This is a genomic window from Arthrobacter sp. 01T419 (assembly GCF_056398865.1).
Window position 1 is genome coordinate 121,504 of record NZ_JBFTQF010000007.1, and the last position, 18,865, is coordinate 140,368.

Below are 18,865 nucleotides of genomic sequence, written 5' to 3' on the forward strand. Positions count from 1 at the left end.
TAAGTTACCCACGAGTAACATAGCTGTGAATGACACCGGCTTCCCCTATGAGGACTGTCCGGGATCCATGTCTCAACGAGGAGCCACACATGAGCCATACCGGGAACAGCGCCAAGCCGCGGGCAGTCCGCGACGTCGTCTTCGTGGACGGTGTCCGGACGCCCTTCGGGAAAGCGGGCGAAAAGGGCATCTATGCAGGCACCCGCGCCGACGACCTCGTGGTCAAGTGCATTCGCGAACTGATGCGCCGCAATCCGGCTCTCCCCGCCGAGCGGGTTGACGAAGTCGCCATCGCCGCCACCACTCAGACCGGCGACCAGGGCTTGACCATCGGCCGCACCGCCGCCCTCCTGGCCGGCCTCCCCCGCAGCGTGCCCGGCTTTGCGATCGACCGCATGTGTGCCGGCGCAATGACTGCGGTCACGACGACGGCGAGCGGCATCGGTTTCGGCGCGTACGACGTCGTGATTGCCGGCGGCGTAGAGCACATGGGCAATCACCCCATGGGGTCCGGTGCGGATCCGAACCCACGGTTCATGTCCGAGCGGATCGTGGATCCAGCCGCGCTGAATATGGGAAACACGGCCGAGAACCTCCACGATCGCTTCCCGGCGATCACCAAAGAGCGCACGGACACTTATGCGGCGGCTTCGCAGGCAAAACTTGCGGCGGCCTACGATAAGGACCAGATCCAGCCGGACCTGGTCCCTGTCGCCACGATGAAGCCAGAACAAGGCTGGACAGTCAACACTGCCGACGAGCCGCCACGCCCCGGGACCACCGTGGATGACCTCGCAGAGCTTCGCACGCCTTTCCGGGCCCACGGCCGCGTCACCGCAGGCAATGCCGCCGGTTTGAACGACGGGGCGACGGCGGCGCTCCTTGCCTCCGCCGAGGCTGCCGAAGAACTAGGTCTTTCCGTGAAGATGCGTTTGGTCTCCTATGCCTTCGCCGGCGTCGAACCCGAAGTCATGGGTATCGGGCCGGTTCCGGCCACCGAGAAGGCCCTCAAGAACGCCGGACTCGGCATCGAGGACATCGGCCTGTTCGAGATCAACGAAGCCTTCGCTGTGCAGGTCTTGACCTTCCTGGACTACTTCGGGATCGCCGACGACGATCCGCGCGTCAACCGCTACGGCGGGGCGATCGCCGTCGGGCATCCCCTTGCATCCTCCGGCGTGCGGCTCATGAACCAGTTGGCGCGCCAGTTCGAAGAAGACCCGTCAGTCCGCTTTGGGCTCACCACGATGTGCATCGGCTTGGGCATGGGCGCCACGGTGATCTGGGAGAACCCGCACCACGTTAACTACAACAGCGCAACAGAAACCTCCGCCAACACAGCTACCGAGGGAGCCGCAGCATGAGCGCCGCCGAATTCCAGAAACTGGCCGGACTTTTCCCGGACGAGACAGTGACCCACTCCTACGTCCAAGACATCGAACTCCCCGGCAACGCCGGAACGTTCGCCCTGATCACCCTGGACAACGGGCTTGACCATACCAAGCCCACCACCCTTGGACCCAATACCCTCGTGGAGCTCGGCACGGTGCTTGAAGGCCTCAAGGAGCGCGCCATGCGCGGCGAGATCGTCGGCGTCGGCGTCACGGGCAAGCCATACTTCCTCGTGGCGGGAGCGGATCTTTCCGCGGTCAAACGGCTTGAAGAGCGGGATCACGGCCAGTGGATGGCCCAGCTGGGCCATGACGTTTACGCGACGCTCGCGGATCTGGGAGTCCCCAGCTTTGCCTTCATCAATGGCCTCGCCCTCGGTGGTGGTCTCGAAATCGCCCTCCAGTCCACTTATCGCACGGTCTCCACCGGCGCGGGCGCCCTCGGGTTGCCTGAAGCGTTCATCGGACTTGTCCCGGGATGGGGCGGCGTCTACATCCTTCCCCGCCTCATCGGCCCGGAAAACGCCGTCAAGGTCATGATCGAGAACCCGCTGAGCAACAACCGCACGCTCACCGGCCCACAGGCCTTCCAGCTCGGCATTGCCGACGCGATCTTCGAACCAGCAGATTTCGTGGAGCAGTCCATTGCTTGGGCCGCGAAAGTGATTGCCGGCGAGACGATCCCGGAGCGGAGCAACTCCGTGGATCTGGCGGATCCTGCCGTTGCCGAACGCTGGACGGGCGCCGTGGCAGCAGGCCGCGCGTTCGTGGAAGCCAAGACGTCGAACGCTTCACCGGCTCCGGCCAAGGTGCTGGATATCCTTGAGGCCAACCGCACCATGAGCAAAGTCGAATCCGCGGCCCTGGAATGCGACACGCTCGCAGACTTGATGCAGACGGAAGAGTTCCGCTCCACCGTCTACGCCTTCCTGGACCTCGTACAGAAACGGTCGAAACGGCCCGCAGGTGCGCCGGACCGCAAGCTCGCACGTCCGGTGACGAAGATCGGCGTCGTGGGTGCCGGCCTGATGGCGAGCCAGCTCGCCTTGCTCTTCGCACGCCAGCTCAAGGTGCCTGTTGTCTTGACGGACATCGACCAGGAGCGCGTGGACAAGGGAGTTGCCTACGTCCATGCGGAAGTGGACAAGCTGCTTGGCAAGAAACGGATCAGCTCCGACGCCGCCAACCGGACCAAGGCCCTCGTCAGCGGTTCCGTCTCCAAGGAGGCATTCGCCGACGCCGATTTCGTCATTGAAGCAGTCTTCGAGGAACTCAACGTCAAGAAGCAGGTGTTCGCCGAGGTGGAGGCCATCGTCTCCCCCGAGTGCATCCTCGCGACCAACACGTCCTCGCTGTCCGTGACCGCGATGGCCGAAGATCTGCAATACCCGGAGCGTCTGGTCGGTTTCCACTTCTTCAACCCGGTTGCGGTCATGCCGCTCCTGGAAATCGTGCGTGCCCCGAAGACCGACGACGCCGTGCTGGCCACCGCGTTCGAGCTCGCCAAGGGCTTGAAGAAGACAGCCGTGCTGGTCAAGGACGCAGCCGCTTTCGTCGTCAACCGGATCTTGCTGCGGCTCATGGGCGAAGTCATTGCCGCGTTCGACGAAGGGACACCGGCGGAAGTCGCCGACTCGGCGCTGCGCCCGATGGGCCTGCCAATGAGTCCGTTCACCCTCAGCGCAATGGTGGGCCTTCCAGTGGCCCAGCACGTCCAGGAATCGCTACATGCGGCCTTCGGCGAGCGTTTTGCGGTGTCCCAGAACCTGCAGAAGCTGATTGACAACGGTGTGAAGTCGCTCTGGGCACCTGGTCCTGATGGAACGCCTGTCATCCCGGCAGAGACGCTGGCACTCATGTCCTTCGGCACCACACCGTCAACGGCCGAGGAAGTGCTGCGCCGAACCCAGGACGCCCTCGCCGAGGAAATCGGGCTCATGCTGGCTGAAGGGGTAGTGGCCGGGCCGGAAGACATCGACCTCTGCGTGATCCTCGGTGCCGGCTGGCCGATGTTCATGGGCGGGATCACACCGTATCTGGACCGGGTGGGCGCTTCCGAGCGTGTCAACGGCAAACGCTTCCTGGCACCCGGAATCGCTTCGAAGCCGGCCGCGGGCTAGCTTTCCGGCTGGCCTGCCCGGGGCGATTCACCGTCTCCGGCCGTCCTGGTTTCCCAGCCGACGGGCGAGGCCGCCCAATGAGCGCACCAGTTCGTTGAACGCTTCCTCGGGGTGGTTCTCCGAGACGATGCGCGCGTTGGGCGGCTCGCCCCAGAGTCCGCGAAAATCCGCCACAGTGGTTCCGATAAGCCTAGGAGCTGTTGTCTCCACGTGCACTGTTGCGCTGCGGGTCCGGTATCTGGCGGTCCCGGCGGCGACGGACGCTGCGAAGTAATCGTGGATGTGCGCCACGTAGCCCTGGTCGTAGCGGCGGTGGAACTCGAAGTAGAAGCGCAGCATATCGCTGAGGTGCCTCACGAGCACATTTGAGGCGGTGCTGCGCCGCCCTTCTGACTGATCTGGCATGACAAGTTCCGGCTCGGCGCAGCCGGCCTCAGCGGCCAAGGCGGCCACGTGTTCGGGCTTGAGCTCGATCCGTTCCGTGGTCTCCAGGGCGCACACCACCGGCAGCCGTTCCTCAGGAAGGCCAGAGAAGGCCGCGAACACTTCGGTCGCCGCGTGCGGATCAACGTGCGTGTTCCACTCCGCGGTGGGAGTCGTATTTCCTTGGTAGTAGTAGCTGCCGCCCATGATCACGACGCCGCGCAGCAGCTCCGGCAGGCGCGGTTCAGCCCGCAGGGCGAGGGCGAAGTTAGTGAGCGGCGCTGTCAGCAGGGCGGTCAGCTCCCCCGGCCGTGACCGGGCTGCTTCCACCCAGAGTTCGACGGCGTCGACGTCATACACCTTTCCGTGCGGTTCCAGCAGCTCGGCGTAGCCGATGCCCTGGGGACCGTGCGTTTCCGGCGTCGTGACCAGCGGGATCCGCAGCGGCGCCCGTGCACCGATGGCAACGGGCACGTCGGGGCGGCCACACAGCTCGAGCAGGGACAGGTTGTTGCGTGCCACCTGCTCGGCGGCAACGTTGCCCGGAGTGCTGCTCACGGCCACGAGCTCCACTTGCGGCTGGCTGCATAGATAGGCCAAGGCGAGGGCGTCGTCGATTCCCGTGTCGCAGTCCACCAGCAAGCTCACCGACTCGCGGTGCCCGGCAGTCGGCGTCGGATCCTCGCTCACGGAACGATCCTCAGAAAAGGGCAACCTTGGGCGAACGCGGGAAGATCTCATCCAACTCGGCGCGCTCTTCCGCCGTGGGCACCCAGCGCACCGCTTGCGCGTTTTCGGTGATTTGCCCGGGGCGGGTAGCTCCAGCAATGACGCTGCTCACGGCAGGCTGGGCGGCCAGCCAGGAGAACGCCAGCTGCACTTCACTCAAGTCCCGTTCCTTGGCGAATTGGCTGAACCGGCCCAACTGGACCCAATCGGCGTCGTTGACCATATTGGTCCGCGTATGGCTCAGGCGTGAACCCTCCGGTGCGCTTCCTGGCGCATATTTGCCCGTGAGGAGACCATTGGCCAGAGGGAAATACGGCAGGACACCGAGCCCGAAGGCCTGGGCGGCCGGCAGCACTTCGAGTTCCGCGCGGCGGTCCAGCAGGTTGTAGTGGTTTTGCGTCGAAATGAACCGGGCGCCGCCCTGCATCCGGGCGACGTATTCGGCCTCGGCGATTTGCCAGCCAGCACGGTTGGAGTGGCCGATGTACCGGACTTTACCTGCCGTCACGAGGTCATCGAGGGCCGCGAGGGTCTCGTCCACTGGGGTGAGCGGATCCGGAGTGTGGTACTGGTAGAGGTCAATCCAGTCGGTGCCAAGGCGGCGCAGCGACGCTTCTGCGGCCTGGATAATGTAGCGGCGTGATCCCCGGGCTCCGAAGTCGTTGCCGTTCACGCCGTGCATGTCGAGACCGAATTTGGTGGCCACGATGGCGTCGTCCCGGCGACCCTTCAGCGCGACACCCAGCATGGTTTCGCTGAGGCCGGGCTCCCGGCCGTAGACGTCGGCGACGTCGAAAAGGGTCACCCCGGCATCCAGTGCGGCATGCACCACCGCGTTGGTGCCCTCCTGCGATTCCGTGGCCGTATTGGCCCGGCCAAGATTGTTGCACCCCAAACCGACTACTGAGACGGTCAATCCGGAATGTCCAAGACGGCGGTATTCAGTCATGGTTTCACCCTACAACGCCGCGGTGGCCAATCAGCCGCTCAGGATCCGAAGGCTATCCCTGCCTCTTCCATCGCTTCGTGTAACTGCGCCATGACCTTGGGACCCATGCCATGCAGGGCCGCTACCCGCCGCTCGCCGAACTCGGCGAGCTGTTCCAAGGTTTCCAGTCCTTCATGGGCGAGTGCCCTGCGTGCCGGAGCAGACAAGCCCTTCGGCAGCGGAGTGTGTCCGGGCCAGTTGCTCTTGGGCGCCATGATTGTCCCTTCGAAGCGGTGACGTAGTCCTTAGAGAGTAAAGCCCGCGCCGGTTTTCGGCGAGTGTTTCACTTTGAAGGCGGCAGGTTCGGCATGGGGGGCCGCCGCGATGCTCAGCTTGGTGAAGTCCAGGTCTTCTCCGCGGATGCACACCTTGATGGCGTTAACGGCCTTGTTGACATCCGGGCACAGGCAGTAAATGTTGAGCTTCGCGTCGCCGATTTCGGAACGCTCCACTGTCCCGAGGCCGCGCCAGGCCAGTTCGCTGGTCAGGGCAGCCTTGGCCTTTCGTTCAAGGTAGCGGTCGCGCTCGGTACCATCCTTCGTTTTCAGCGCGATTTGGGCGACCACCCAGAACTGCTCGGCCTCCGGGATTTCGGCGTAACCGTCCTCTTCGCATTGCGCTGCAAAAGCAGCCATGAGTCCTTCGACGGCAGCCTCTTCCTCAACGTCGGTTTCGTCAGTGCTGCTCTGGTGTCCTACGACTCCGTGGTTGATGACGAACTGCTTGAATTCGTCGTCATACCAGGCCTCCCGGAAATGCAGGACAGCTTCGTCGTCGCGCTTGTAGGTGCGGATGATGCCGCTCATGCCCGTCCTTTTCTGAACCATTCGGCACACGTACTGCTGGGTCCCGTGCCGTCGAAGGGTGCCTGTTTGGTGAATACTGCCTGATAAAGCGCGCCGCATTCTTGCCGCATGGATTCGACCACATCGTCGGGGTAGGCCATGGTGACGCGGTGCTCGTCGAATTCGTCCTCGTCGTCGATAAACACGTCCCTGTGCACGGAACGGATGACGTCGAGATCCATGTCAATCATGTGGAATTCGGCTACCCCGGGCTTGATGGGCTTCCACTCGTGGGCCACGGCCAGATCCACGTAGATCCGGAAATCCCCGGGGTAGGTGTCGTCGTAGAACGTGGCCACGTACTCCCCTGAACGCGGCACCAAGAGTACTGCGTCCGAGGCCGTGTAGAAGGCGGCTCCCGGTCGGGAACAGAATTCACCCCGCCCTTGGAAAATCCACCAGCCATGGATGTCCTCGCCGAGATAACGTCCCGGCACAACCCAGTGGGCTGTGCCGTCCCATTTCCGGTTCCGGGCAACCACCAGATCTCCCGGCTGGAGAGCGCCGGGCCGCCGCGATGCGTCCCCGCTCACAGCTTGGGGAGGCTGCCTGTGGTGGGGTGTTCGTGTCCCGGCAGGGGACGCGCGAAAGGCACCTTTGTCCCCAGAACCTGCGCGACGACGTCGTGCGTTATCTGTTGGGCAGTAAGGCCCACCCGTTCAAGCACTTGGCTCCTGGTTCCGTGGTCGAGGAATTCGACCGGAAGTCCCACCTCGTTGAGCGCCGTGTCCACGCCGGCTGCCCGCATCTCCTGGCGGATACGGGATCCGACGCCGCCGGCACGAACGCCGTCTTCGATGCAGACCACCAATCGGTGCCGGGCGGCGAGGGCAATGATGGACTTGCGTACCGGCAGGACCCAGCGCGGATCGACCACTGTGGAACTGATGCCTTGGGAACCGAGCCGGGACGCGACGTCAAGGGCGAGCTCGGACATGGCGCCGACGCTGACAATCAGGACGTCGTTCTCTGTGGAGCCTTCGGGCCGGCGAACCAGCACATCGACGCCGTCGGAAAGCCGTTCGATCGCTTCGATCTCGCTTCCAACGCTGCCCTTCGAGAAGCGCACCACGCTGGGAGCGTCAGCAATCGCGACGGCCTCGCGGAGCTCTTCGCGCAGGCGGCTGGCATCGCGCGGAGCCGCGAGATGGAGCCCCGGAACGATCTGGACCATCGCCATGTCCCACATGCCGTGGTGGCTGGCGCCATCCGGGCCGGTCACGCCGGCGCGGTCCAGGACAACCGTGACTCCAGCCTTGTGGAGGGCCACGTCCATGAGGAGCTGATCGAAAGCGCGGTTGAGGAACGTAGCGTAGACGGCTACTACCGGGTGCAGTCCGCCGAAGGCCATGCCGGCCGCGGAGGTGAGGGCATGTTGTTCGGCGATGCCCACGTCGATCACCCTTTCCGGGTGCCTTTCCGCGAACTTGTGCAGTCCGACCGGAATCAGCATGGCCCCGGTGATGCCCACGATGTCCTTGCGTTCGTCGGCGATATCCGCGATTTCCTCGGCGAATATGGACGTCCAGGAGCGGGCTCCACCGGCCTGGGTTGGTTCGCCGGTCTCGGGATCGATGATTCCGACGGCGTGGAACTGGTCTGCCTCGTTGGCGAGGGCAGGCGCGTAACCGTGTCCCTTTTCCGTCATGGCATGGACGATCACGGGGCCGCCGTAGTTGCGGGCCGTGGTGAGCGCGTGTTCGAGGGCGCGCATGTTGTGGCCGTCGACAGGGCCGATGTACTTCATGCCGAGGTCTTCAAACATGCCTTGCGGAGCCCACCAGTCCTTGATGCCCTTCTTCATGGCATGCAGGCTCTTGTAGGTGAACTGGCCGATGGGACCGCCGTTTTGCAGCTTCTTCTTCCACCAATCCAGCACAACCTCGTAGGTGGGGGCAGCGCGGAACGAGTCGATTGTGGGGCGCAGTGAAGCGAGATAGTCTGCCAGGCCGCCGACCGTGGGGGCGTAGGAACGGCCGTTGTCGTTGACGACGATCACCACGCGACGGCGCTTGTCCGCGGCAATGTTGTTGATCGCTTCCCAAGCCATTCCGCCCGTCAGGGCGCCGTCACCGACGACGGCGACGACGCAGCGATCGCCTTCTCCGGTCAATTGCCGGGCGCGGGAGATACCGTCGGCCCAGGACAGGGAGGATGATGCGTGGGAGCTCTCGACGATGTCGTGTTCGGATTCGCCACGATCAGGGTACCCGGACATGCCGCCTTGCTGCCGGAGGGTGCTGAAGTCCTGCCGTCCCGTCAGCAATTTGTGGACGTAGGACTGGTGACCGGTGTCAAAGACGATGCTGTCTCGCGGCGAATCGAAGACCTTGTGGATGGCCATGGTGAGTTCCACCACGCCAAGGTTCGGTCCGAGGTGTCCACCCGTTTGAGCGACGTTGGTGATGAGGAAAGTCCTGATCTCGCCGGCAAGCTGCTCCAGCTGCTGGCTGGTGAGCTTGCTCAGGTCCTGCGGGTTCCGGATTGTCTCCAAAAGTCCCAACGGCCCCTCCTTAGGGTGATTGACGTGCTATATAACTCTAACGCCTTGGCCGCCGCGTAGCCGCCGGAAAGGCGACAGCCCCGGTTGGTCAACGACCATCCGGGGCTGTAGCTGTTGCCTATTGGCTCAGGCGCAGTCTGCGCAAATTGCCGCTAGTGTGCGGAGATTTGGCGCAGGACGTACTGCAGGATTCCACCGTTGCGGTAGTAGTCCGCTTCGCCCGGGGTGTCGATGCGCAGCACGGCATCGAAGGACTTGGAGCTGCCGTCCTCGGCCGTTGCAGTGACCTTGAGCGTCCGCGGCGTGGTGCCGTTGTTCAGCTCGATGACGCCCTCGACGGAGAACGTTTCCGTACCGACCAGGCCCAGGGACGCGGCGGACTCGCCGGCCGGGTACTGCAGCGGGAGGACGCCCATGCCGATGAGGTTGGAGCGGTGGATACGCTCGTAGCTTTCGGCGATGACAGCCTTCACACCCAGCAGCGCGGTGCCCTTGGCAGCCCAGTCACGGGATGAGCCGGAGCCGTACTCCTTGCCAGCCAGGACCACCAGCGGAGTGCCCGCGGCCTGGTAGTTCTGGGCGGCGTCGTAGACGTAGGCCTGCGGGCCGTCCGCCTGTGTGAAGTCGCGGGTGAAGCCACCCTCGACGCCCGCACCGTCGTTGAAGTCAGCGAGCAGCTGGTTCTTGATGCGGATGTTCGCGAAGGTTCCGCGGATCATGACTTCGTGGTTGCCACGGCGTGAACCGTAGGAGTTGAAGTCCTTGCGCTCCACACCGTTGGCCAGAAGGTACTGGCCAGCCGGGGTGTCCGACTTGAACGAACCGGCCGGGGAGATGTGGTCGGTGGTGACGGAGTCGCCGAGCTTCAGAAGGACCCGGGCGCCGGTGATGTCCGTTACCGGATCCGGCTGTGCCTTCATACCCTCGAAATACGGGGGCTTCCGAACGTAAGTCGACTTGGCGTCCCAGGCGAAGGTGTCGCCTGCCGGGGTGTCGAGTGCCTTCCAACGGTCGTCGCCGTCGAAGACGCCCTCGTAGCCGCGGGCGAACATTTCCTTGTCGATCGAGGAATCGATGACCTTCTGGACCTCGACGGGGTTCGGCCAGATGTCCTTCAAGAAGACATCGTTGCCGTCTTGGTCCTGGCCCAGGGCGTCCGCCTCGAAGTCGAAGTCCATGGTTCCGGCCAGGGCGTAGGCGATGACCAACGGCGGCGAGGCCAGGTAGTTCATCTTGACGTCCGGGTTGATGCGGCCTTCGAAGTTGCGGTTGCCGGAGAGGACAGCGGTGACGGAAAGGTCGTTGGCTTGGATGGCCTCGGAGATTTCGGCGTCGAGCGGTCCGGAGTTGCCGATGCAAGTAGCGCAGCCGTAGCCGACAATGTAGAAGCCGAGCTTCTCCAGGTAGGGGGTCAGGCCGGACTTCTCGTAGTAGTCGGTGACAACCTTGGAGCCGGGGGCGACCGACGTCTTGACCCAGGGCTTGGAGGTGAGGCCCTTGTCCACGGCGTTGCGGGCGAGCAAGGCGGCGGCCAGCATGACGGAGGGGTTGGACGTGTTGGTGCAAGACGTGATCGAAGCGATCGAAACGGCTCCGTGGTCCAGTTCGAATTCGCGACCGTCCGCCGTCACGACGCCCACCTTGTTCGACGGGCGGCCATTCGACTTGGGACCGTGAGCGTGCGGTGCTACATCGGCCAAGTGGGTCGCGGTAGCGGTAAACGACGGCGAGTCCGAGGCCGGGAAGCTCTCGTCAATGGCTTCGTCCAGGCTTCCGTCGGCCAGGTCTTCCTTGACGTAGTTACGCAGGTCCTCGCGGAATTGTGCCTTCGACTCCGTGAGGATGATGCGGTCCTGGGGACGCTTCGGGCCGGAGATGGAGGGAACAACCGTGGACAGGTCCAGCTCAAGGTACTCGGAGAACTTGATCTCGTGGGACGGATCGTGCCAGAGGCCCTGTTCTTTCGCGTAGGCCTCAACCAAGGCGACGTTCTGCTCGGAGCGGCCAGTGAGGCGCAGGTAGTCGAGCGTGACGTCGTCGATCGGGAACATGGCTGCCGTGGAGCCGAACTCCGGGCTCATGTTACCGATGGTTGCGCGGTTGGCCAGCGGCACCGCCGCAACGCCTTCGCCGTAGAACTCCACGAACTTGCCGACAACACCGTGTTTGCGCAGCTGCTCGGTGATGGTCAAGACGACGTCGGTGGCCGTGGCGCCCGCCGGAATGGAGCCGGTGAGCTTGAAGCCGACAACACGCGGGATCAGCATGGAGACGGGCTGGCCGAGCATCGCAGCCTCGGCTTCGATGCCGCCAACGCCCCAGCCCAGCACGCCCAGGCCGTTGACCATGGTGGTGTGGGAGTCGGTACCGACGCAGGTGTCGGGGTAGGCGCGGAGAACGCCCTCAACTTCGCGGGTCATAACGGTACGCGCCAGGTATTCGATGTTGACCTGGTGGACGATGCCGGTTCCCGGGGGAACAACCTTGAAGTCGTCAAAAGCGGTCTGGCCCCAGCGCAGGAACTGGTAACGCTCGCCGTTGCGCTGGTATTCGATCTCCATATTGCGCTCGAGGGCGCCGGAATTGCCGAAGGCGTCGATCTGCACGGAATGGTCGATGACCATTTCGGCCGGAGCCAGCGGGTTGACGCGCTTGGGGTCGCCGCCGAGATCCTTGACGGCTTCACGCATGGTGGCCAAGTCGACGACACAAGGAACACCGGTGAAGTCCTGCATGATGACTCGAGCCGGGGTGAACTGGATCTCGGTGTCTGGCTGGGCATTCGGGTCCCAACCGGCCAAGGCGCGGACGTGGTCGGCCGTGATATTGGCGCCATCTTCCGTCCGCAGGAGATTTTCAAGCAATACCTTAAGGCTGAACGGAAGGCTGTCTGCGCCCTCAACGGAGTTCAACCGGAAAATTTCATAATCGGTGCCGGCTACATTCAGTACGCCTTTGGAACCGAAGCTGTCCACAGTGCTCATGGCAGGACTCCTCTCGCAACAGCTTTCATCTTTGTCGCGCGGTTGACCGCTAGCTAGTTAGGCAAGCCTAATCTGAGCATCATGCCGTCGGTCGGTGGAGAAGTGAAGCGCGACGTCGAACTTCTCCACCATCGTAGTGGCGGCTACGCCGCGGGCACCAGCAACGCGACGGTCTCCAGATGGTGAGTGTGTGGATAGAGATCAAAGGCACGGAGTGAATCAAGCCGCCAGCCGCCATTCCGGAAGTACCCGAGATCACGCGCGAAAGAGGCTGGATCACACGACACATAGGCGATGGCCCGCGGTCCGGACTCGATGAGCTGGCTGACTACGGCTTTGCCCGCACCGACGCGCGGCGGGTCGATCACCAACGAATCGAAGCTGCGGGACCGTTGCCGCAGGACGCGTTCCACCTTGCCCTGGACGATCTCCACATGGGGCTCTCCATGCAGGTTCTTGCGGGCGTCCCGGCTGGTTCCGGGCGATCCTTCAACGGATAGCACCGAACCAGTGATCCCCACCGCGTCCGCCAGGGGCGCCGTAAACAACCCGGCTCCTGCGTAAAGATCGGCCACGGCTGATCCGGGAAGGAGGTAGCCACCATCGTGCAAGAATCCCGTCACCGCCCCCACCAAGGTGTCCGGAGCGTCTTTGTGGATCTGCCAGAAGCCCTCTCCCGTGACCCGGTATTCATGGCCGGCAGCGGATTCCTGGACCCAGGTCCTGCCGCGCAACTGCAGCACTTCGCCGCGGGCCGGGTCGAAGCTGGCTACGGAAACTTCGTGTGGGAGCTGGCCCAGGATGCGGTTGAGTCGGCGCGCGTCGGTACCTTCTTCCGGGGCGAGAAGGACCAGGGGACGTGAACCGTTAGCTGGTGCCGCAATTTCCACCCTTGAAATGCCGTGTAAGTCGAGCTCCCACAGCCGCAAGTCATTAATGCCCGGAAGTGCGAGCGGCATCTCGTGAACCGGAATGACTACGTCGGAGCGGTGGGCGTGCATCCCCAGGCGGCCGCCCGGGGTGACGGCAAAGCTGGCGCGCGTTCGCCAGCCGAGGCCTGAATCGACGTCGGGGCCTGCACCGCCGTTGGAAGCTGGATCATGACCGGAGACGGGCTCCACATCGATATTCAGTTCGACGCCGGCGAGCCGCTTCAGTTGCTCGGCGAGGACCTCGGACTTCAGCCGGCGCTGCCGTTCGAGTGTCACGTGCCCGAGTTCGGCACCTCCCACGGGCGGACCGCCCTTGCGCCAGGCGGCAAGGGAATCGGCGAGTGCCCAGAAATGGCGTGTCCGGTCGTCTGATGCTTCCAGGACGTCGACGACGTCGGCACGCCAGAATCGGGAAGACTCGCCCGAGTCGGTGAGCCGGATCCGGACCTTCTCCCCCGGGATGCCGTGCCGGACAAAGATGACCCGGCCCTCGTGCCGGGCGACAAAATGGCCTCCGTGGGCGATGGGGCCGACGTCCACCACCAGCTCCTTGGCAGCTCCGTCCTGGGCCGTGGGCTTGCTGGAATCGGTGTAGCTGGGGTGGGTCATTAGGTATCCTGCAGTGCCTTTGCTTCTTCGGAGGATTTCAGTTGCCAAGGAACGCTTGCCACCATCACCCCGGGTTCAAAGTGAAGCCGGGCCTTGATGCGCAGTGCGGTCTGATTGTGGACAAGCTGTTCCCACCACTTGCCGACGACGTACTCCGGGATGTACACGACGATCAGGTCGCGTGGGGAATCCCGGCGCATGTTCTTGACGTAGTCCAAGATGGGCGTGACGGTCTCCCGGTATGGACTCGCCAATACGGTCAACGGGATAGGGATGTCCAACTTGTCCCAGGCTTCCACAGTGTGGGCGGTTTCCTCGTGGTCGATGTCCACAATAATGGCGTCCAGCCTGGACGGCCGCGATGCCCGCGCGTAGGCGAGTGCGCGCAGCACCGGTTTGCGGACGTGGGACACCAGCAGCACGGCGTGAACCCTCGTGGGCAACGCACGCGGAGACGAGTCCTCGTCAACGGCCAGTTCCTTGGCCACGTTGTCGTAGTGGGCCCGGATGCTCCACATGATGAGGAACAGCACGAACATGGCCAGGAGGGCGATCCAGGCACCTTGTTCGAACTTGGTGATGAGAACGATGGTCAGCACCAAGGCCGTCATGCAGAAGCCGAGCATGTTGATGGTGCGGGACTTCAGCATTCTCCGACGGACAGCTTTGTCCCGGGCAAGCTTGAGTTCCCTACCCCAGTGCCGCACCATCCCCAGCTGGCTCATCGTGAAGGAAATAAAGACACCCACGATGTAGAGCTGGATCAGCTTGGTGACGTCGGCGTTGAAGGAAATGATCAGGACGAGGGCACCTGCCGCAAGCGCAAGAACCCCGTTGCTGAAGGCCAATCGGTCTCCGCGCGTGCGCAGCTGACGGGGAAGGTATCCATCCTGGGCGAGGATGGAACCCAGAACCGGGAATCCGTTGAAGGCTGTGTTGGAGGCGAAGACGAGGATCACGCCCGTGGCTGCGACGACAATATAGAACGGGATGGACCCTGGCCCGAAAATGGTCTGTGCAATCTGGCTAATGGCCGGGTTCTGGATGTAGTCGTCCGGCAGCGGCTTGCCATCGAGGAGGAATTCCTTGGCCGGGTCCAGCACGATGTGGACCTTGGTGGCGTTGGCGAGGTAGATGATGCCCGCGAGCATGGCCGAAGCGATGACCCCCAACATGAGGAGGGTCGTGGCGGCGTTCTTGCTCTTGGGCTTCTTGAAGTTCGGCACACCGTTGCTGATGGCCTCCACACCGGTCAGGGCGGCCGCGCCCGAGGAGAAGGCCCGAAGGAGCAGGAACGCTCCTGCCAGACCGACTAGCCCCTGGTCGAATCCCTCTTGCGGGACGATCGAGAAAGCGGCCGACGGCGCTTCGCCCAGTTGGCCCGTGACCGCCTGGAAGATGCCCACAGCCGTCATTCCCAGAATGGAGAACATGAAGATGTACGTGGGAACCGCAAAGACACTCCCGGCTTCTTTGATGCCGCGAAGGTTCACCAGGGCCAAGATGACGACGCCGACTGTGGCGATGACTGCCTGCTGCCCGTGCAATGAGGGGATCGCCGTGGTCAGGTACGCCGCTGCAGAGGACATCGACACGGCGACTGTGAGGACGTAGTCCACCAACAAAGCGGCCGCGACGGTCAGGCCGGCGAACTTCCCCAGGTTGACGTTGGCGATTTCGTAGTCGCCGCCCCCGGAAGGATAGGCGTGGACGTTTTGCCGATACGAGGCAACCACCGTGAGAAGCACCACCATGACGGCGAGGCCGACCAGCGGTGAAATGGCCACGGCACTCACACCGGCGAGGGCCAGTGTCAGCAGGATTTCGTCAGGGGCGTACGCCACTGAGGACAGGGCGTCCGAAGCGAAAATCGGCAGCGCGATGCGCTTGGGAAGCAGGGTGTGGGCCAAACGGTCGTTCCGGAAAGGGCGCCCCACCAACACCCGCTTCGCGGCGTTGAGAATTGTCAGCACTCCGCAAAGCTACTCTGAATCGAACGCGATGTCATGACGGCGGACTGGCTTCCGCGACTTACCCCGGTAGAGTCTTACCGAGCGGCAGGCATAAGAGTGAAGGAGAGACCGTGGCTCACTTTGTGATCATGGGTTGCGGACGAGTAGGCGCAACGTTGGCGCACACCTTGGAAGACGCCGGCCATTCAGTGGCAATCATCGACCAGGACGACCGCGCTTTCCGTCGCCTGCGCAGCGGATTCACTGGCCGGAAAGTCACCGGCGTCGGCTTTGATCGGGACACGCTGAAGCAGGCCGGTTGCGAAGAAGCGTATGCTTTCGCCGCTGTCTCCAGTGGTGACAATTCCAACATCCTGGCCACCCGGGTGGCCCGTGAGACTTTCCATGTTTCGCATGTTGTTGCCCGTATCTACGATCCCGGCCGCGCCGAAATCTACCAGCGCCTGGGCATTCCCACGGTAGCCGCCGTGCGCTGGAGCGCGGACCAGGTCCTGCGCCGCATCCTGCCCGAGCAGCACCTTGCGGGCGATTACCGCGAGCCTTCCGGCCGATTGGTCTTGTCTGAAGTTGACCTGAACGAAGGCTGGATCGGGCACCCGCTGACTGCCATCGAAGCAGCTTCCGGGATCCGCATCGCTTTCCTCACACGTTTCGGCGAGGGCGTCCTGCCCCAGGCCGGAACGGCGTACCAGGAAGGTGACACTGTGCATGCCATGTTGAATCTGGACCGCAGCGCCGAGGTGGCACGCGTCCTCGCCAGCGCACCCGCCAAGGAGTCTGAGTGAAAGTCGTTATTGTCGGCGCGGGCAGCGTCGGTTCGTCGATCGCGCGGGAATTGCTCGCCCACAACCACGAGATCATGCTGATCGACCTCAAACCGGAGGTCATCGGGCGCAGCGGCCTCCGTGGTGCCCGATGGCTGGTGGGCGATGCTTGCGAATTGAGCACGCTCCAGGAAGCGAAACTGGAAGGGGCCGACGTCGTCGTGTCCGCGACCGGTGACGACAAGGTGAACCTAGTGGTGTCCTTGCTGGCCAAGACCGAGTTCGGGGTGGGCCGGACGGTGGGCCGCGTGAACAACCCCAAGAACGACTGGATGTTCAACGACTCCTGGGGAGTCGACGTCGCCGTCAACACCCCGCAGCTCATGACGGCGCTCGTGGAAGAAGCCGTGGAAATCGGTGACCTCGTCCGCCTGCTGACCTTGCAGACGGGAGTGTCCTCGCTCGTGGAGTTCACCGTCCCCCACGACTCGCACATTATCGGCAGCACTGTGGGCGGCATCGAATGGCCGGAAGACGCCACCCTGGTGGCGATCCTCCGCGACCACGCGCCCATCACGCCCAGCCGTGATGACGTGATCGACGGCGGCGACGAGCTGTTTTTCGTCACGACCATTGCGGCCGAAGACGGGCTCAGGGCATTGTTGTCCCCGTCCGCAGCGGACCACGGGTCAGTTGAGATCGAGGAAGAATTTTCGGATCAGTCCGACGACGACGGCTTCGACGGCTGAGGATCCTTGGCCGGCTTCTGGCCTGGCGCCGGCCGGGTCAGGAGCCAAGCGATCCAAAGACCAAGGATGTACAGCGGAGCACCCATGATCAGCCTCATGGTAGCGAGAGCGGCCAGGCCGGCCTCGCCCATGAAGTACAAGGGAACCTGGACCACAAGCCGTAGTGCCAGGACAGCGATGACCACCCATGTGCCTATGGTGTATGCCCGCAAGCGCTCCGGGTTCTTCCGCCAATCGAAGCCTTCGTTGCGTACAAAGCCGAAGAGCAGGCCGGCAATGGGCCATTTGAGCACAATGGACAGCACCATTCCCACGATGTAGGCAATGTTTGTGTAGAAGCCCAGGACGTAGAAGTCCTCGGCTTTGCCCGTGGTGTTGGCGAGCCAAGCGGAAATTGCGACGCCTGCGATCCCTGCAAGGGCCTGGGTCAACGGACGTCGCTGGACAAGCCGGACCACGGTAAAGACAGCGGCCGACGCGAGGGATGCAATCAGGGACGCCGGAAGGTCGCGGGTGACCATGAAGGCGATCAGGAACACGAGGCCCGGCACGATGCTCTCGGCTATCCCTTGGACACCCCCGGCCGATTTGAGGATATCCACGTGGCCGTGGCTGTTGCGTTGGAGTCCGGCCTTTTCTGCGTAGCCCGCCGCGATGTCCGCGATACTTGGTCCCTGCGTCTCCTGACTCGATCCTTCTGCCGGGCCGAGTTTTTCCTGCGCTGGCTTATCGTGGGGACCGGGTCCGTTGGCGACGGTCATTGCTGCTCCTGCCGGGAGAGGATTTCATAGCGCGGATTAAACATGGTGGGCATTCCGTCCCGCAGAGTGACCATTCCTTCGAGGCGAAGGACAGTCCCGGGTTCGATCCCGGGCACCTTGCGGCGCCCGAGCCAGATGACGCGCAAGCGGGCCAATGGACCGGTTTCTCCCCTGTGCGCGATCCGGTCAACGACTATTGCCGAGAAATGCGCTTGCTCGTTGGCGGGTTGGTAGGTCACCGACTCGATGAAACCCGTGCAGTTGACTCTGCCACGCACAGGGAGATCCGTGAGGGACAGGGGTGCCGGGCTGCCAGTGGCTGCAGCGGCGCGAGCCGCCTTGTCAGCCAATCTGGGTGATCTCCGGGCCGCGTTCAGGCCGCTGAAGCTCCGGCGCTTCCTGCGGAGCGCCATGGTGTCCCGAGGCTGCGGCGTCCTTGGGCAATCTCAACTGGAGCAGTTCACGGGGTGGCATCGGGTTGTCTCCGCGAATGACTACGACCTTGCGGAAGAGATTCTCCAAGCCTTCGGCAGCGTCCCTGTCCAGGGCCGCCTGACCACCGATGACACCGCGGAGGAACCAACGAGGTCCATCCACGCCCATGAACCTGGCCGCTCGGAAACCGCGTCCGCCGTCGGCAGATTCGGTAGGAAGCTTTGCGACGAGTTCCGTCCCGAAGGTGCCGGCGATCTCCTCGACTTCGCCTCCTTGGCTGGACACGGACTGGCCGATCTGTTCGCGGATTTCGTCCCACAGTCCTTCGGAACGGGGAGCGGCGAACGCTTGGAGCTGAAGGCTCGAGCCATCCAAGTCCATGGTGACGGCCACTACCCGCTGGGTCGCCTCTTCCACCTCGAGGCGCAATTGAAGGCCCTCGGAAGGCTCGATAAGCAACGCGCCAAGGTCCACGTAGCCCTCTTGGCTCTCAATTTCGCTGGCATCGAATGGCCCCTTGGACAGACGGAAGTCGCCCTTCKCGGTTCCACTGGCTACCGTGCCGGCATCCCCCCGCGACGTCGCGGCATTGGCCTGCTCGGTATCCTTGTCTTCCGGCTGCTCAGCCTTGGACTTCTTTCCGCGCCCAAAAAGCATCG

16 protein-coding genes are annotated in these 18,865 nt (G+C 63.5%); 4 read left to right on the forward strand and 12 right to left on the reverse strand.

The features are described 5' to 3' along the window. Nucleotides 1–89: 89 nt before the first annotated feature. Nucleotides 90–1,364 carry a thiolase family protein gene (locus AC1DLO_RS12850; RefSeq protein WP_476890184.1) on the forward strand — a complete coding sequence of 425 codons (1,275 nt, stop codon included), beginning with the start codon at nucleotides 90–92 and terminating at the stop codon, nucleotides 1,362–1,364. Further along, a complete protein-coding gene (locus AC1DLO_RS12855) occupies nucleotides 1,361–3,511 on the forward strand; it encodes a 3-hydroxyacyl-CoA dehydrogenase NAD-binding domain-containing protein (protein WP_476890185.1) in 2,151 nt (716 codons plus the stop codon). The genes AC1DLO_RS12850 and AC1DLO_RS12855 overlap by 4 nt, the downstream gene beginning before the upstream one ends. A 27-nt stretch (nucleotides 3,512–3,538) precedes the next feature. Here AC1DLO_RS12855 and AC1DLO_RS12860 read toward each other — a convergent pair whose 3' ends face one another. The 9 genes from AC1DLO_RS12860 to AC1DLO_RS12900 form a co-directional block, all read right to left on the reverse strand. Beyond that, a complete protein-coding gene (locus tag AC1DLO_RS12860; protein WP_476890186.1) occupies nucleotides 3,539–4,624 on the reverse strand; it encodes a nucleoside hydrolase in 1,086 nt (361 codons plus the stop codon). 10 nt (nucleotides 4,625–4,634) lie between these two features. Then, a complete protein-coding gene (locus AC1DLO_RS12865) occupies nucleotides 4,635–5,612 on the reverse strand; it encodes an aldo/keto reductase (RefSeq protein ID WP_476890187.1) in 978 nt (325 codons plus the stop codon). A gap of 38 nt (nucleotides 5,613–5,650) precedes the next feature. Beyond that, nucleotides 5,651–5,866 (reverse strand): helix-hairpin-helix domain-containing protein, encoded by a 216-nt coding sequence (locus tag AC1DLO_RS12870; protein WP_184739120.1) that lies wholly within the window; start codon nucleotides 5,864–5,866, stop codon nucleotides 5,651–5,653. A gap of 30 nt (nucleotides 5,867–5,896) precedes the next feature. After that, entirely contained in the window at nucleotides 5,897–6,457 is a 561-nt protein-coding gene (locus AC1DLO_RS12875; protein ID WP_476890188.1) for a hypothetical protein, read from the reverse strand. Continuing rightward, the gene (locus AC1DLO_RS12880; protein ID WP_476890189.1) at nucleotides 6,454–7,029 is read right to left on the reverse strand and encodes a DUF402 domain-containing protein; all 576 of its coding nucleotides are present in this window, start codon (nucleotides 7,027–7,029) and stop codon (nucleotides 6,454–6,456) included. The genes AC1DLO_RS12875 and AC1DLO_RS12880 overlap by 4 nt, the downstream gene beginning before the upstream one ends. Beyond that, a complete protein-coding gene (dxs, locus tag AC1DLO_RS12885; protein ID WP_476890190.1) occupies nucleotides 7,026–8,999 on the reverse strand; it encodes a 1-deoxy-D-xylulose-5-phosphate synthase in 1,974 nt (657 codons plus the stop codon). Before dxs ends, AC1DLO_RS12880 begins: the two co-directional genes overlap by 4 nt. Before the next feature lie 152 nt (nucleotides 9,000–9,151). After that, the gene (locus AC1DLO_RS12890) at nucleotides 9,152–11,983 is read right to left on the reverse strand and encodes an aconitate hydratase (RefSeq protein ID WP_184739113.1); all 2,832 of its coding nucleotides are present in this window, start codon (nucleotides 11,981–11,983) and stop codon (nucleotides 9,152–9,154) included. 143 nt (nucleotides 11,984–12,126) lie between these two features. Continuing rightward, a complete protein-coding gene (locus AC1DLO_RS12895; RefSeq protein ID WP_476890191.1) occupies nucleotides 12,127–13,524 on the reverse strand; it encodes a class I SAM-dependent RNA methyltransferase in 1,398 nt (465 codons plus the stop codon). After that, complete coding sequence (locus AC1DLO_RS12900; RefSeq protein WP_184739109.1) at nucleotides 13,524–15,497, reverse strand: APC family permease; 1,974 nt, start codon at nucleotides 15,495–15,497, stop codon at nucleotides 13,524–13,526. The genes AC1DLO_RS12895 and AC1DLO_RS12900 overlap by 1 nt, the downstream gene beginning before the upstream one ends. Before the next feature lie 110 nt (nucleotides 15,498–15,607). Here AC1DLO_RS12900 and AC1DLO_RS12905 point away from each other — a divergent pair, with 110 nt between their 5' ends. Further along, a complete protein-coding gene (locus AC1DLO_RS12905) occupies nucleotides 15,608–16,282 on the forward strand; it encodes a potassium channel family protein (RefSeq protein WP_184739106.1) in 675 nt (224 codons plus the stop codon). Then, on the forward strand, nucleotides 16,279–17,010 hold the full coding sequence (locus tag AC1DLO_RS12910) for a potassium channel family protein (protein WP_476890192.1): 732 nt from the start codon (nucleotides 16,279–16,281) through the stop codon (nucleotides 17,008–17,010). The genes AC1DLO_RS12905 and AC1DLO_RS12910 overlap by 4 nt, the downstream gene beginning before the upstream one ends. Here AC1DLO_RS12910 and AC1DLO_RS12915 read toward each other — a convergent pair. From AC1DLO_RS12915 to AC1DLO_RS12925, 3 genes are read right to left on the reverse strand one after another with little or no spacing between them, the layout of a single operon-like run. After that, nucleotides 16,980–17,771 (reverse strand): DUF3159 domain-containing protein, encoded by a 792-nt coding sequence (locus AC1DLO_RS12915; protein WP_476890193.1) that lies wholly within the window; start codon nucleotides 17,769–17,771, stop codon nucleotides 16,980–16,982. The genes AC1DLO_RS12910 and AC1DLO_RS12915 overlap by 31 nt on opposite strands. Further along, complete coding sequence (locus tag AC1DLO_RS12920) at nucleotides 17,768–18,121, reverse strand: single stranded DNA-binding domain-containing protein (RefSeq protein ID WP_476890194.1); 354 nt, start codon at nucleotides 18,119–18,121, stop codon at nucleotides 17,768–17,770. Before AC1DLO_RS12920 ends, AC1DLO_RS12915 begins: the two co-directional genes overlap by 4 nt. Then, the gene (locus AC1DLO_RS12925; protein ID WP_476914491.1) at nucleotides 18,114–18,863 is read right to left on the reverse strand and encodes a DUF3710 domain-containing protein; all 750 of its coding nucleotides are present in this window, start codon (nucleotides 18,861–18,863) and stop codon (nucleotides 18,114–18,116) included. Before AC1DLO_RS12925 ends, AC1DLO_RS12920 begins: the two co-directional genes overlap by 8 nt. Between the last annotated feature and the right edge of the window lie 2 nt (nucleotides 18,864–18,865).

Coding starts and splice junctions, on each gene's coding strand:
- AC1DLO_RS12890 (WP_184739113.1), bottom strand. CDS start 11,983: ATGAGCACTGTGGACAGCTTCGGTTCCAAAGGCGTACTGAATGTAGCC.
- AC1DLO_RS12875 (WP_476890188.1), bottom strand. CDS start 6,457: ATGAGCGGCATCATCCGCACCTACAAGCGCGACGACGAAGCTGTCCTG.
- AC1DLO_RS12895 (WP_476890191.1), bottom strand. CDS start 13,524: ATGACCCACCCCAGCTACACCGATTCCAGCAAGCCCACGGCCCAGGAC.
- AC1DLO_RS12865 (WP_476890187.1), bottom strand. CDS start 5,612: ATGACTGAATACCGCCGTCTTGGACATTCCGGATTGACCGTCTCAGTA.
- AC1DLO_RS12855 (WP_476890185.1), top strand. CDS start 1,361: ATGAGCGCCGCCGAATTCCAGAAACTGGCCGGACTTTTCCCGGACGAG.
- AC1DLO_RS12850 (WP_476890184.1), top strand. CDS start 90: ATGAGCCATACCGGGAACAGCGCCAAGCCGCGGGCAGTCCGCGACGTC.
- AC1DLO_RS12915 (WP_476890193.1), bottom strand. CDS start 17,771: ATGACCGTCGCCAACGGACCCGGTCCCCACGATAAGCCAGCGCAGGAA.
- AC1DLO_RS12870 (WP_184739120.1), bottom strand. CDS start 5,866: ATGGCGCCCAAGAGCAACTGGCCCGGACACACTCCGCTGCCGAAGGGC.